Below are 13,704 nucleotides of genomic sequence, written 5' to 3'. Positions count from 1 at the left end.
CTTATGTTAAGTAGAGTAGCATCAAGTTTATATTGGTTAAGCAGGTATGTGGAGCGTAGTGATGGAATCTTAAGGATGCTAAAAATAAATTATGCTTCTTCACAGGATACCATTCATGAATTTACATGGGACCCTGTGATCCGGATCTCATCAGGAGGGGATGAGGAAGAGATTTCTGCGATGAAAAACGATAGTCGTGCAGTAGTCGAATATCTTCTCTTTGACCGGGAAAATCCAAATTCTATCCTGAACATAATCACTCTGGCACGAGAAAATGCCAGAAGTGTACAGGAACATATTGCCAAAGATTTATGGCAATGCCTGAATGAATATTACCATACGGTTAAGGATCCTAAGCTGCTATGGCATGTTCAGAAGGGGGATCCCATTACTGCACTGGATATACTGATTAAACAGGTAATGTTGTATTATGGTACCGCGGAGAGCACCATGGAAAGAGGTGAGATCAGGAGTTTCATGAATATCGGGAAATACCTGGAAAGAAGTATCCAGTCTGTCGATATCCTGGATATCAAATTTATATCCATCTCCAACAATCCGGATCTTCTCACAGATACTTCTTATTGGAAGCACCTGCTGTTATCCCTGGGAGGTTACGAACTTTACCTGAAATCCTACCGAGAGGGATTTGGTGCTGAAAATGTACTGGAACTGGTTATGTTGAACCATGATTTTCCAAGGTCTGCCATTTATTCGGTGAATAACATACAGCGGTATTTTGAGCGACTGAAAAGCGAGAAAAACCTGGAACATTACAGCAGCCTCTCCTTTAACATCGGAAGGTTAAACAGCAATATCACCTACAGCTCTGTTTACAGTATGAAGGAAGAAGGCTTGCACAATTATCTGGTCAAAGTTAGGAGTGAACTTTTCGGTATAGGGAATCTTTTAAATGAATATTATTTCGCCAACTCTTAATTTTTAAAAAATACGATATGCCTATCTTCAAAATAAAACACATTACCAACTACAAGTATGAATCTCTTGTTCGGGACAGTGCAAATCAAATTATATTGTTCCCGATTAAAGATGAATACCAAAAAGTGGTCAAGCATGACCTTAATATTTCGGGAAGTCCGGATGTAGATATTTTTATCGACTATTATGGGAATGAAGTAGGTATTTTTACCCAAAGTGAACCGCACAACCAATTGAAAATATTCTCTAAAATTTCTGTGGAGACCATTGCGAGACCACTTCCTCAGGATGATATTTTTGCCAGTAAACAATGGGATACGCTAGAGGAGATTAAATATGATGTTCCATTCATAGATTATCTTAAGCAGGAATATTTTGAGAATGCTGAGATGTTAAAACAGACAGCAATGGGCCTCAGGGATCAAAATGATACCCCTTATCAAACAGCGGTGAAGTTTTGTAATCATGTCTTTACGAATTTCGAATACATTAAGGGCTTAACTACGGTTGATACAACAATAGATGAAATATTAAGATTAAAGGCGGGTGTCTGTCAGGATTTTGCACATATCTTAACCACCATGCTTAGGTTTATACAGATTCCTGCACGATATGTAAGCGGATACATCTGTCCGAACAGGGATGGGATGCGAGGGGAGGGGGCGACCCATGCATGGGCGGAAGCTTACCTCCCGGGTTATGGATGGTTGGGCCTCGACCCTACCAATAACTGCATCGCCAACGATAACCATGTAAGATTAGCGGTTGGAAGGAACTTTTGCGACTGCTCTCCGGTAAAGGGCGTTTTTAAAGGTACTTCTGGCCATTCACTGGAGGTAACGGTTTCTGTTGGTCAAGATGACGATGAAAACATGGAAATAGAAAATTACTTTCAGCCAAAAGAAATCAACTATAGCAAATCAAGCCTTAATCAGCCTGTAAAGAATAGTTATCAGCGTTATATGGATGCCGTCATTCAGCAGCAACAGCAACAACAGCAGCAACAATAATCATGTGATTTTAAGTATAAGAAAGCTTTTAAGGGCTACGAAGGTCACACTCCAGCCTTAAAAGTTTTCGTTTTAAGTGTGATAAAGAATAGTGGAAGGAGTCACTTGTTCTCAAGTACACAAATCAAAAACGAGTATGGTGTCGAGGTATGGTTCGAAAATGGAGGAAATATTTGCCCTCAAGTGGAGCAAGGGAGATCGTGAAATCCGGTAGTGTTTTCAGTATTTATCCCTTGCTCTTTAAATTAATGTTACCTTAGTACAAACCTGCTTTTTAAACCAAATTTCAACCAGTAGATTTTCCAATTTCCAACGACCGGCTTCAATCCCGTAATCAAAACTGCCGAAGCTTTTTGGAAATCCTACCATTTGTTCTATTTCAGCTAAAGACAGGTCTTTGAAAAGTTTGTTTATCAGATCTATGTCAATATTTTGGCCATAGGTTTTTAGTGAAGCTGAAAAATTATCTGCCAGTTTATTTGTCCGTGAAACCCTGGTTTCAAATATTTCTAAGTTGTCTAAATAATCTTTTGTATTTATATAATCGTTAAAGCATTGGATGCAGATGGCCTGTTTGTTATTTAAATAGATACCATAAGGATTCAGGGGAAGTGCGCAGAGCTCACAATTTTTGCCAGCCAATTCTTCTAAATAGGTATGATAAATATATTGCTGTTTTATTAACCTGATAGCTTCAATTTTTTCTATTAATTGCCTACGATCTATCATTCTTTTATTTAAAACCATAATAATCAAAACTACAAAACCCATTTATGATTTGCTAAACTTTAAACGAATTCCAATTCTTTGTTAAGCTAATCCCTAGAGTAAATGTTTGGATTGACAATAAACTTAACTATCCCAGCCTATATCTTCTAAACTCCCCTGTTGATCAGTAAAGAGTACTAGTAGCTGATCACAGGGAAATCCATTAAGATAAATGGTATAATCGAACATCGCATAGTAAGTTAAACCGTACCTTCCATCAGGATATAGTGCTATCCGGGTTAATTCAAGTTTATCCAATAGCTGGTCTGCCATCTTCGTTTTTTCTGTTTTCTTACCTATAATATCCAATAACTCGGCTTCATCAAATTCTGTCAAGTAGAAATTAATATAATTAGAAGTTTCACTGCCTTCTTCTTCAAAATCTTTTGCTATAGTAATTTTGTTTTTCTCGTCTAACTTTTCGATATTCTCAAGGAAAATACGGATACCATCAGCTATTTTCTGCTCAATAGATTTATTTTCAAAACTAAGCTCAATAGCGATATTATTCTTTGGTGTCTGTATAGCAGAATAATAATCTTCATTTAGGGCGTTTAGATCGAGATTCCCGAAATAAGGTAAGGTGTAGTCCATGGTTTAATGCTTTTCAATGTTGGTGATATAGGATGACAAAATATTAAATTAACAGCCAAATCTCAAAAATTATGCAAATACTAATGGGGTTGATAAATCCAGCTATAGATCAAAATTTGTAATTTGGTAATGTATGGGTATAAATTCTGATTATTAAAAGCTTCCTAATTCGATATGCAAAATGAAATTGATGAAATGTTGTCCATGTATGGACTGAGTAAAGAACCTAGTATTTTACCTATGCTAGATAGCTTTGGGGAAGAAGAAATCAGGGAATATTGCTGGATGGTGTTACGCCTTATGCAGACCTAAAAAAAGAAAATTGGATTATAGGAATTGAAGGAGGGGATTTTATCTACAGTTTTGAAGGTAACTATATTTTTATTACAGATGATATCTGGAGCTTTAATCTGATTGCCCGCCAACCAATACTGGAATTACTTACGAAAAAAATCGAAGCACTCAGGAAAAGATAAACCGATGGAAACATTCATTTTAATAATATTAGCTTTTAGTGATCTTTTTTTTGATGACAACTATGGAAACATAAGAAAGGAGGCGTGATTTTCCTATTTCTATATGTTCCATTTTCTTTTGTGAGTAGCCATTATCGCCATCCTATTATATTTATTAGCTAATGATCATTGCAGATTTACGAGATAGCCCATCCAAACTAATATTTTAGTGGACTCTTCTAGTTTTTATCTAATTCAAAAGTTTCTTCTATAAGGTCCTGTATAGCTCTTTTAATTCGTTCGATACCATCTGTGGTATTTAAGTCAATTTCGCAAAATAGTCCTTTTGTCTTTTTAGCATAGAGGACTAAAAAATAGATTCCAGAAATAATCAAGGCAAGACGGGCACGCACATCGACATTCGAATGCTCAAAATGGCGATCCAAAAGCCGTAGGAAAATACTGCCAATCCTTTCTCTTTCCTCACTAATCCCTGATAATATGGGATTCCCTTCGCTGATATGCCAAATTAATATCTGTTGCATATCCTCATCTATAGAAAAGTGTTCCAGTTGTTCTACCAGTAGCTTCTGCACCAATTCTTTGCCGTTTTTTCCTTCATGCTCCTTTACTAGCTTTTTTGCTTGATCAGCAAAGCCCATGTAATAATCCCTTTGACGGATATAGGTCTCAACTAAATTCTCTATTGAGCCAAAATAAGTGTATAAAATTTTTCTGTCAACTCCGGCAAGATCGACGATTTTTTTTAGCTTTAGACCAGTATATCCCTCTTTTCTAATGATTTGCCCTACTGCATCGAGCAATTTGTTTTTTGTTCGTTCCTTATTACGGATAACACCATCATAACTTTTTCTTGGCATAGTCTTCAGTATCGGCTTTAATATAGTGGTATGGTTAGATTACTAAATCAAATATGATGAAAAAGCTATCATAGATATTTACTCACCTTAAATAATGACATTTTAATGTTGTTGAGATTCTTGAATAGAAATCGCACTTCTGAATTGAATAGAAATTGTGGGTCGTTCCTGGATAGGATAACTTAGGAATATCTTTAACAATACGATGACTGCTGAAGGATTGCGTGTCCATTTCTGTTTTCAGATTTTATTTTACCATTTTATCATAAAAAAAGTAGTAGCAAAGTACGATAGTCTACGCTTTTCTGTAGTTTTCTTGATGTTTTTTTGTTGTTAATTCACAGTGAATCAGTTGGTTTTGTGTATGTAGTTTCAATCAGAAAATAAAAGTCACAAAAAGGTGAAAAAATGTTTTTTATTTAATAATTTAAACTATATATCTGCTAGGCTATTGTGAATGTAAGTATATCCCGTCGGTTATAAAAAAGCGGAAGAAAAAGAAGAATAAAAAGTCACTTTTTTGCAGAACTTATCCATTTACAGCAATTGTAGGCACAGCGAAAATTTTGGTTGATTGCAGATAAGATAAACCAGGTCAACAAAACAGAATTATTTATTCTGAAACGTCTATTAGTAGAATACCAAATATAAAAAAAATATGACTGACAAAGTTTTAGGAGTTATCCTGGGCGGTGGCCAGGGCTCCAGATTATCGCCGCTAACACAAACCCGTTCTAAACCGGCAGTGCCAATTGCAGGAAAGTACCGTTTAGTTGACATTCCAATATCCAATTGTATCAACTCTGGCGTCCATCGTATGTTTGTACTGACGCAGTTCAATTCTGCCTCCTTAAATAAACACATTAAAAATACTTATCACTTTAGTCATTTTAGTAAAGCTTTTGTCGACATATTGGCTGCTGAACAAACCGTGCATAATTCGGATTGGTTTCAGGGAACAGCTGATGCGGTGAGGCAATCTATGCACCACATTTGTTTGCATGAATTTGATTACATTCTGATTCTTTCTGGTGATCAGCTTTATCAGATGGATTTTAGTAAAATGATCGAAGCGCATATTGAAGCCAATGCGGAAATTACCATTGCGACGATTCCGGTAACTGGCAATGAGGCAACAGAATTCGGCATTTTAAAAGCGGACCAGGAAAATATGATTACTTCTTTTGTCGAAAAACCTAAAACAGGATTAGATGAGTGGATCTCCGATACAGGTCCTGAAATGCAGGCCGAAGGGCGTAATTTTCTAGCCTCAATGGGGATTTACGTGTTCAATAGAGAATACCTCATCAGCATTCTAAATGAGAATCTGGATGAAAAGGATTTTGGCAAGGAGATCCTGCCCAAGGCGATTAACAGAAGTCGTGTATTAAGCTATCAGTATGAAGGATACTGGACCGATATAGGCAATATCTCTTCATTTTTTGAGGCAAATCTTGCGTTAACCGATGATATCCCAAAATTTGATCTGTTTGATAATTTCCATACTATTTTTACCAGGGCAAGGATGCTCCCACCATCAAAAATCCGATCTACAACTTTAGAGAAAACAATCATCGCTGAAGGTTGCATCATTGAAGCTAGCCGGATTGAACATTCAGTAGTGGGCATAAGGGCAAGAATTGGTAAACATTCAGTAATTGCAAATACCTACATCATGGGGAGTGACCGCTATCAAACACTAATTGAGATTCAGCAGGAGGTAAATGCCGGGAATTCGCTGATTGGTATCGGTGATAGGTGTTACATCCATAATGCAATTATTGACAAGAACTGTCGGATCGGAAATGATGTGAAAATAAACGGAGGCCCTCATTTAAAAGATGGGGATTTTGAACTCTATACAGTGAAAGACGGAATTGTTGTGATAAAAAAAGGAGCGATTTTACCTAGTGGAACCATAATCTAACCTATGGAGAAATGGAGTGAGGAGATTCCTGGTGCTTCCTTTCTTGGATTGATGGAGTTTGAATTTTTGTGTGAAGTGGAATGCTATTTAATAAGATGGAAAAAAGAAGAGGGTCGAGCAGGGGCTTATTCTATCAATACCTTTTTTAGTAAAAATATCATTATAACTGGATATCTCTTTATAGCACTCTAACAAAAAGTCATCATTTGCAACGTTGACCTAAATTATCTTTTAGAAAGTAGAGGCATACCAATCCTGGCATGCCTTCTTTCACTTTCTAATGTTAGCGGAAGTTTTCCTTAAACTGTAAACTGTATTATAAAAATAATATTTTTTTTGTATAAATATCACATTTTGGTGATATTTGTTTTTTAAGTCCTTAAATCTTGTTGCTTCACGTCCAACGATTTCAGCGACTATTGCTTTTAATGACTATATTGTCCCACCTGCAATGAAGAAACTAAGAGAGATAAAAGCCCTCAATTAGCTTTGCAGGGTTCTCCAATTTTCTCTTTTTTAGGCTTTATTGATGATTGGCCGATTGCTACTAATAAGAGTAGAAGACTTTTGCTGTCAGTCAACTGTTAAGTATATCAATAGCTAGTCAAGTAATGGACAGTAAATTAAACTTAACATCTGCCTAAATTTTAACCGAATATAACCTATGTCCGAAAACGAGTATTCTTCGATGGTTGATCAATTAAATATTATACTCCTGAGGATAAATAACAAAAAAAAGATTATCCGGGGACTCGGCGCAAGCCGGGGAGTGCTGAATAGATACTTTGATCTATGCGGATGGGAAGAAATACTTGCTTTTCATGCTTCATTGTGCGTTAAAAGGATAGAAATAAGTTTTTTTTGTTTTAGCTTACTTGGAAACTGGCCACACCTCCATAATACAGTTTTTATCAGGAAGGCGCTGATTTCGGTTACCCATTTACAGGAAATGATCAGTGGGAATGCTTCAAATTTGAAGTATTTTTTTCAGGATAATGATAACTTTCAGGATAGAGATACCTTTAAGGTAAATGGCAGGCTTTTGGATAGACTGTCCGCTCAGGCAAAAAAAATAGCTTCGTATGTTTACCTCGTTCCGCAGTTCGATGAAGATAGCACACAGCTGGGACTTTTGGAAGATGTTTCCTTAGATCGGACTGATCGGATAAAGGTAGGTAGTTTTGTGGGCGAACTGGAAACTTATGTGGATTCAGTATCAAAACTAATGCAGTTGATACAGGTAACCCAACAGCATAACTTTGAGGCTGTAACGCAACGAATGAAAACACTGTCGATAGTTTTATGAAGGAGTCTCAATCATCTTTGAAAGAAAAAAGCCATGAAGCTTACATGATATTGTTTTGTTCAAAATGACATATTACAAAAGTAGCAGTATTGGATGCAAACTATTGCACTTTTCTTCGGATTGAACGAGTTATAGGGAATTGTTGTCTACAAGTAATTACCTTAATAAATACATAACCAACGCAGTTCCAAGATACTCTTTAAAGGCAGTCCTTAAGATTCTCAATGCTTTCCTTTTGTGCTGTTCCACCGTATTTACGGATATATTGAGTGTTGCTGCAATTTCTTTGTCGCTCATGCCATCTATCCGACTCAATTTAAACACTTTACTGCATTGTGGCGGAAGTTTTTCTATTTCTTCAATGATCTGAAGTTCCAGCTCTTTGGTGTTGATGCTCCATTCCGTGCTGTTGTCCAATTCTGAACTATGGCTCTGTATATATGTTTCATATTTTTTGTGCACACTTTCCTTCCGATAGTAATTCAGTATGTTTTTTTTTAAAGCAATATATAGATATGCAATTAGGTTTGTTTGCTGCTGTATTTCTAGTTTCTTTTTGTGAAGGCTTAAAAAGGTATCCTGCACCAATTCTTGCGCAACGGCCATATTGCCGGTTTTTAGCCTGGCAATGTTTAATAGCTTTATAACATGTTTATTGTAAAATAATTCAAAAACATCATCATTGCCCATTTTCCAGAGTTCGATGAGTTCCTGTTCGGTATAGTTGTTATAATCAATGATAAGATTCCTAATCATATATCGGTGAAAGTAATAATTTATTCAGTAGCCTGATAGAAGTTGAAAAAATATTTTCACATGAAGTAACGGTTGGCGGCAAGAAGTGCATTATATAGGTATAAAGCCTGCTATATGAATAAAGAAAGATTACATATTTTATTGAAAAAAAATCAGGAAGGGGATTGTACAGAAGATGAGTCCATGGAACTGGATGACTGGTTCCATAAAGTAAATCATAATGAATTGAACTTTGGGGACTGGCTAATTGCCGGAGGGGGAGAGGAGGTTGTTAAAAAAAGGATGTTTTCCGAATTTAACCAGAATTATATAACAAAATCCAGGTCATTCTGGTTCGGTCCAATCTATAAAATAGTTGCCGTATTGGTTTTGACTGGCTGTACTTTACTGATATATAATTATTATAAGTCCAGAAGCAATGTTGACTCCCTTTCTGCAAAAGAAGATATTATTGCAGGAGGAAATAGGGCGATACTTACTTTGCCGGATGGGAAAAAGATCAGTCTTATAGGGGGGAAAGCTAGTACCGTTGCCGAACAAAGTGGCGTGACAATTTTGAATACGGGAGAAGGCAGCCTGGAGTATAAAATTTCCAATGTTGGATCTGATCTAGATACCATCAGGTATAACACTATTGAAACACCTAAGGGGGGCAGTATAAAGTTATTCTACCGGATGGTACAAACGTATGGCTGAATGCTTTTTCGTCGCTTACTTTTCCTACAAGATTTGTGGATCGGGCTGCGCGAAAAGTTGTTTTAAACGGGGAAGCATATTTTGAAGTGGTAAAAAAAAGCCCGCTAACTCCTTTTATAGTACAGAGCCGAAACCAGGAGCTTGAAGTCTTAGGCACGCATTTTAATATAGAAGCTTACAGGGATGGTCAAAATATCAAAACAACCTTGTTGGAAGGGGCAGTATTATTAAGTCTGGTGAACAAACAAAACTTAAAGACCTTAAATGATAAACCTGTAAAACTGAGCCCGGGAGAACAATCTATCTTAAATTCCAATGAAGTTTTTAGCATTAATAAAATTGATGTAAATGATGCTATTGCTTGGAAGAATGGCTATTTTATGTTTAAAAGCGAACCTCTTGAAAGTATCATGCAAAAAATATCAAAATGGTACAATGTTGAAGTAGTGTTTAAGAACGAAGAAGTGAAAAATGACGTGTTTTGGGGCACCATCAGTAGGGCTAAGAATATTTCTGGTATTCTCAAGATACTTGAAATGACAGGAGAGGTCAGGTTTCGGGTAGAGGATAATAAAATAATTGTGATGAAATAATAAAAACCAATAAAACTAACCAAACAACTATGACAGGATATTGGAACGATCCTTAGATTTCGCTGAGGCGGTTTGCAAAAAAAAAGGACTTCGAGTCGTGATCGAAGCCCTTATAATCTGGTAAACCGTAAAACTTGAGCTTGCAATTTTTCAACAAATTAAACCAGACTAACAAATGTATAAAATATATACTAAAGCGATGTGTTGGCTTAGCCGCCGTATATCCAAATTTTTGCGATTACTTCTGAATGCCGGGCTTTATGCTTTCAGTGGTATTGATAAGAGAAAATTGATCATGAAAATCAACCTGACTACCATATTAATGATCGCCACTATTCTTCAGGTTAGTGCTACAGGATCTGCACAGACAGTTACTTTCAGTGGGAAAAGCGTTCCTCTTGAAGCGGTATTTAAAGAGGTAAGAAAACAAACTGGTTACAACATCCTGCTTTCTGTAAAAAAGATCAGTATCAATAAAAGGGTTCATGTAGAGTTTAATCAAAGCCCTTTAAATGAGGTGATGAGTAAGTGCCTTGACGGGTTACCTTTAACTTATGCAATCGATGATAAAACGATTGTGGTCAAGGAAAAGCAAAATACCTGGATGAGGGCAATCCGGGACTATTTCTACTCTGAAGTAATCAAGGGCAGGGTGGTAGATGAGTCAGGCCGGCCACTCCCAGGTGCATCAATTAGCATAAAAGGATTACCGGGATCTAATACCAGATCGTCCGAAGATGGGAGTTTTTCTATCTCAGTCCCTGAGAAGGGGGCTGTTCTTGTGGTTTCTTATATCGGTTATAAGTCCAGAGAGATAAAAACCGGGGATCAAAATAACATTACAGTGCAATTGGAAGCCAATGCCTCAGACCTTGATCAGGTTGTAGTAGTAGGCTATGGTAGTACCAAAAAGAAAGACTTGACTGGATCTGTATCAACCATAAATGCAACTGATGTTCAGGATATACCCTTTGCTACTATAGACAATTCAATTGCGGGCAAAGCTGCCGGTGTTCAGGTAACCAAGGCTGACGGATCTCCTGGAGGGGCTGTACGCATCAGAGTCCGGGGTTCAAGTTCGCTTCTGGGAGGGAACGATCCATTGTATGTTATCGATGGTGTTCCTGTTCAGGTACGTAGCAATTTCATCAACACTGGCTTTGATGTAGGGACACCTGTTGGTAACGATATCAACAATTCTGGTGGGGTGAGTGCCGGTCTTTCATCTTCCTTTGTAAATGGTTTAAATAGTGTTGGCGGATTAAATATCAATGACATAGAGTCTATCAGTATTCTTAAAGATGCTTCCTCTACTGCGATTTATGGCTCTAAAGCCGCTAATGGTGTGGTTATCATTACTACCAAAAGCGGGAAAAAGGACATGAAACCACAGATTGTTGCGAGTTATTATAGTACTGCTACACGGGCCATCACCCCGAAGTTACTCAACGCTGACCAATACAGGCAGCTGATTACCGAGGCGGCAAGGAATGATTTTGATGAGCATACTAAAGCTGCCGATTACATGCCTACCGAGGTAGATGCAATTATTAATAGACCTGAAACCTTTTTTGGAAAAGCGAATACCAACTGGATTGATGAGGTTACCCGTAATACCATTTCACATAATGCAGACCTATCTGTACAAGGTGGTGGTGCGGCTTCCAAGTATTTTAGTTCGATTTCTTTCAATAATACCCCAGGGGTAATCAGAAGTACCGATTACCAGCGTGTTACCGGTAAACTAAACCTTGAAAACGAAATTGGTAAAAGATTCCGGTTTATCACAAATATGCTCATCGGCTATACCGATCAAAACATTGGAGATGGTGCTTATGGGCAGGCATTAAGGTCAAGGCCGGATCTTGAACCCTATGATCTAAACGGTAATCCGACAAATTTTGCTGGTGTTGGTTATAGTTATATGGGATTTCAAAATCCTGCTGGATTGCTTCAGGCAACAAACAATGCGAAGACTTTTAGTTTGATGGGATCAATTTCAGGCCTTTATGATATTGATAAGTCCCTAAAATTCAAAAGTACGGTCTCCTTAAATATGCAGACTTATAATCAGCATAATTACATTCCTAGTTTTTTGGATATAGGCAGTTTTTATGGCAATGTGGCTAATAATGGAGGTATTGGTAGTAATTCAAATAGCAGACTGACCAATTGGTTTGTTGAGAACACATTGACTTACAATAAAATATTTAATGATATACACGAGGTCACTTTACTTGGAGGTACATCATACGAAACGATTAAAAACAGTTATTTCAGCGCAACAGCTACGGGTTATCCGGATGATAAAGTCTTAAATAATCTTTCCTCAGCCTCGACCCCGCTATTTATTAGGGGAGATGACCCTGGCAAGCCGCAAAGCTATCTGTTGTCGTTTTACCTTAGGGCAAATTATTCCCTGTTGGACAAATACCTGTTTACTTTTACAGGGAGGGCTGATGGTTCTTCAAAGTTTGGCCCTAATAATAAATTTGGTTATTTTCCTTCCGGAGCTGCTGCCTGGAGAATATCTAAGGAAAACTTTCTTAAGAATGTAAAATGGATTGATGATATCAAACTCAGGGGAAGTTATGGTTTGACAGGTACGCAGAATATTGGCGATCAGATGTACAGGACTTTATATAGCCCATTTTCTTATTCTGGTGCTAATGCGCTCATACCTACCCAGTTGGGAAATGAAGGGATTAAGTGGGAAAGTACCCGTGAGGCAGATGCAGGCTTAGATATTTCTTTATTCAATAACCGCTTGCAGGCTACTGTAGATTATTATAATAAACAGACTAATGGCGTTTTACTTGCCTTGCCAGTTGCCCCCAGCAGTTCCTACACCTCATTATTGAGAAATACCGCTGATATTAAGAATACTGGACTAGAAGTCTCCTTACAAGGTGATATCATCCGTACTAAAAACTTTCGTTGGAATGCATCTTTAAATGTTACCTGGAATAAATCTCTGGTGACTAAATTAGATGCAGGCGCGGATCTTAGACAGATAGGAAGTTTGACAGGCCTGGAACTCGGTAATACAACCCTGGTTGAGGGTAAACCGCTTGGCCTGATTACAGGTTATAAGTTTACAGGAATTATCCGGACCAAGGAACAATTGGACGCCTATAAAAAAGAAATGGGCTTTATCGGATCATTGGTTTATCCATATACCAATATCGGAGATCCTATGTATGAACTGGATTACGAAGAATTCAAGGATTTGGATAGTGCGTTGCCTAAAACCAATGAGATCATTGCCCAGGCTGCTCCAAAATATTATGGCGGTTTCAGTCAGGGGCTGAGTTATAAGAACCTGGACCTTCAGCTGTATTTCACTTTCTCGCAGGGCGGAAGTCTTTTATGGGGAGACCATATCGGCAGTATGCAGTTTTCGGGCTCGTCTAACGCAAATGCGGTAATGTTGAACAGATACCATTCGGGTAACACTCAAGAGAATCAACCGCGTTTGTTGTATGGAGATGGTCTTGCTCCTATATCCAATCTGAATGTTTTCAGTTCCTCTTACATCAAGTTAAGAACAGTTTCATTCAATTACCGCTTTGATAAATCCAAATGGATGCAAAGAGCAGGATTACTGAATGTGTCGTTGTTTGCATCAGCAACCAATTTGTTCACGATCACAAAATACCCTGGAAATGATCCGGAAACTACTAATGATACCTATAGTGTTGGCGGTGGATATTTTGATGTAAGCAATTACCCAACTGTAAAGACATTTTCATTAGGTCTTAAACTTGGTTTCTAATATT

Annotated in this window: 13 protein-coding genes; 9 read left to right on the top strand and 4 right to left on the bottom strand. The window is 37.5% G+C overall.

From position 1 onward, the window contains the following. Positions 1-3 precede the first annotated feature (3 nt). Entirely contained in the window at positions 4-939 is a 936-nt protein-coding gene (locus G7074_RS00590; RefSeq protein ID WP_166206085.1) for an alpha-E domain-containing protein, read from the top strand. 17 nt (positions 940-956) lie between these two features. Next, complete coding sequence (locus G7074_RS00585; RefSeq protein ID WP_166206082.1) at positions 957-1,949, top strand: transglutaminase family protein; 993 nt, start codon at positions 957-959, stop codon at positions 1,947-1,949. Positions 1,950-2,189: 240 nt separating this feature from the next. Here G7074_RS00585 and G7074_RS00580 read toward each other — a convergent pair whose 3' ends face one another. Together G7074_RS00580 and G7074_RS00575 are read right to left on the bottom strand one after the other, a co-directional pair. After that, the gene (locus tag G7074_RS00580) at positions 2,190-2,720 is read right to left on the bottom strand and encodes a hypothetical protein (protein WP_166206079.1); all 531 of its coding nucleotides are present in this window, start codon (positions 2,718-2,720) and stop codon (positions 2,190-2,192) included. Positions 2,721-2,801: 81 nt separating this feature from the next. Further along, positions 2,802-3,311, bottom strand: a complete 510-nt coding sequence (locus G7074_RS00575; RefSeq protein ID WP_166206076.1) for a DUF2004 domain-containing protein — start codon at positions 3,309-3,311, stop codon at positions 2,802-2,804. Positions 3,312-3,589: 278 nt separating this feature from the next. Here G7074_RS00575 and G7074_RS00570 point away from each other — a divergent pair, with 278 nt between their 5' ends. Beyond that, a complete protein-coding gene (locus G7074_RS00570; RefSeq protein ID WP_166206073.1) occupies positions 3,590-3,787 on the top strand; it encodes a hypothetical protein in 198 nt (65 codons plus the stop codon). A gap of 218 nt (positions 3,788-4,005) precedes the next feature. Here G7074_RS00570 and G7074_RS00565 read toward each other — a convergent pair whose 3' ends face one another. Continuing rightward, positions 4,006-4,647, bottom strand: coding sequence for a TetR/AcrR family transcriptional regulator (locus G7074_RS00565; protein WP_166206070.1), 642 nt, complete (start codon positions 4,645-4,647; stop codon positions 4,006-4,008). Between the two features lie 658 nt (positions 4,648-5,305). Here G7074_RS00565 and G7074_RS00560 point away from each other — a divergent pair. From G7074_RS00560 to G7074_RS00550, 3 genes are all read left to right on the top strand, one after another. Further along, positions 5,306-6,574: a glucose-1-phosphate adenylyltransferase gene (locus G7074_RS00560; protein WP_166206067.1), complete on the top strand. Its 1,269-nt coding sequence runs from the start codon at positions 5,306-5,308 to the stop codon at positions 6,572-6,574. Positions 6,575-6,577: 3 nt separating this feature from the next. Beyond that, a complete protein-coding gene (locus tag G7074_RS00555) occupies positions 6,578-6,766 on the top strand; it encodes a hypothetical protein (RefSeq protein ID WP_166206064.1) in 189 nt (62 codons plus the stop codon). Between the two features lie 472 nt (positions 6,767-7,238). Next, a complete protein-coding gene (locus G7074_RS00550) occupies positions 7,239-7,880 on the top strand; it encodes a hypothetical protein (RefSeq protein ID WP_166206061.1) in 642 nt (213 codons plus the stop codon). A gap of 156 nt (positions 7,881-8,036) precedes the next feature. Here G7074_RS00550 and G7074_RS00545 read toward each other — a convergent pair whose 3' ends face one another. After that, on the bottom strand, positions 8,037-8,636 hold the full coding sequence (locus tag G7074_RS00545; RefSeq protein ID WP_166206058.1) for an RNA polymerase sigma factor: 600 nt from the start codon (positions 8,634-8,636) through the stop codon (positions 8,037-8,039). A gap of 114 nt (positions 8,637-8,750) precedes the next feature. Between G7074_RS00545 and G7074_RS00540 the strand changes: the two genes are divergently transcribed. The 3 genes from G7074_RS00540 to G7074_RS00530 all read left to right on the top strand — a co-directional run bounded on the left by G7074_RS00540 (position 8,751) and on the right by G7074_RS00530 (position 13,700). Further along, complete coding sequence (locus tag G7074_RS00540) at positions 8,751-9,332, top strand: hypothetical protein (RefSeq protein ID WP_166206055.1); 582 nt, start codon at positions 8,751-8,753, stop codon at positions 9,330-9,332. Then, positions 9,302-9,925 carry a FecR family protein gene (locus tag G7074_RS00535; protein ID WP_370526633.1) on the top strand — a complete coding sequence of 208 codons (624 nt, stop codon included), beginning with the start codon at positions 9,302-9,304 and terminating at the stop codon, positions 9,923-9,925. The genes G7074_RS00540 and G7074_RS00535 overlap by 31 nt, the downstream gene beginning before the upstream one ends. A 295-nt stretch (positions 9,926-10,220) precedes the next feature. Beyond that, entirely contained in the window at positions 10,221-13,700 is a 3,480-nt protein-coding gene (locus tag G7074_RS00530) for a TonB-dependent receptor (protein ID WP_240916428.1), read from the top strand. Positions 13,701-13,704: the final 4 nt, after the last annotated feature.

The organism is Pedobacter sp. HDW13, assembly GCF_011303555.1.
Classification (GTDB): domain Bacteria; phylum Bacteroidota; class Bacteroidia; order Sphingobacteriales; family Sphingobacteriaceae; genus Pedobacter.
This window is presented reverse-complemented; position numbering and strand designations above follow the sequence as displayed.

Excerpts from the sequence above, each read along its gene's own strand:
- G7074_RS00545 (WP_166206058.1), bottom strand. The coding sequence starts at position 8,636 with ATGATTAGGAATCTTATCATTGATTATAACAACTATACCGAACAGGAA.
- G7074_RS00540 (WP_166206055.1), top strand. The coding sequence starts at position 8,751 with ATGAATAAAGAAAGATTACATATTTTATTGAAAAAAAATCAGGAAGGG.
- G7074_RS00560 (WP_166206067.1), top strand. The coding sequence starts at position 5,306 with ATGACTGACAAAGTTTTAGGAGTTATCCTGGGCGGTGGCCAGGGCTCC.
- G7074_RS00590 (WP_166206085.1), top strand. The coding sequence starts at position 4 with ATGTTAAGTAGAGTAGCATCAAGTTTATATTGGTTAAGCAGGTATGTG.
- G7074_RS00555 (WP_166206064.1), top strand. The coding sequence starts at position 6,578 with ATGGAGAAATGGAGTGAGGAGATTCCTGGTGCTTCCTTTCTTGGATTG.
- G7074_RS00530 (WP_240916428.1), top strand. The coding sequence starts at position 10,221 with ATGAAAATCAACCTGACTACCATATTAATGATCGCCACTATTCTTCAG.
- G7074_RS00580 (WP_166206079.1), bottom strand. The coding sequence starts at position 2,720 with ATGGGTTTTGTAGTTTTGATTATTATGGTTTTAAATAAAAGAATGATA.
- G7074_RS00585 (WP_166206082.1), top strand. The coding sequence starts at position 957 with ATGCCTATCTTCAAAATAAAACACATTACCAACTACAAGTATGAATCT.
- G7074_RS00575 (WP_166206076.1), bottom strand. The coding sequence starts at position 3,311 with ATGGACTACACCTTACCTTATTTCGGGAATCTCGATCTAAACGCCCTA.
- G7074_RS00565 (WP_166206070.1), bottom strand. The coding sequence starts at position 4,647 with ATGCCAAGAAAAAGTTATGATGGTGTTATCCGTAATAAGGAACGAACA.
- G7074_RS00550 (WP_166206061.1), top strand. The coding sequence starts at position 7,239 with ATGTCCGAAAACGAGTATTCTTCGATGGTTGATCAATTAAATATTATA.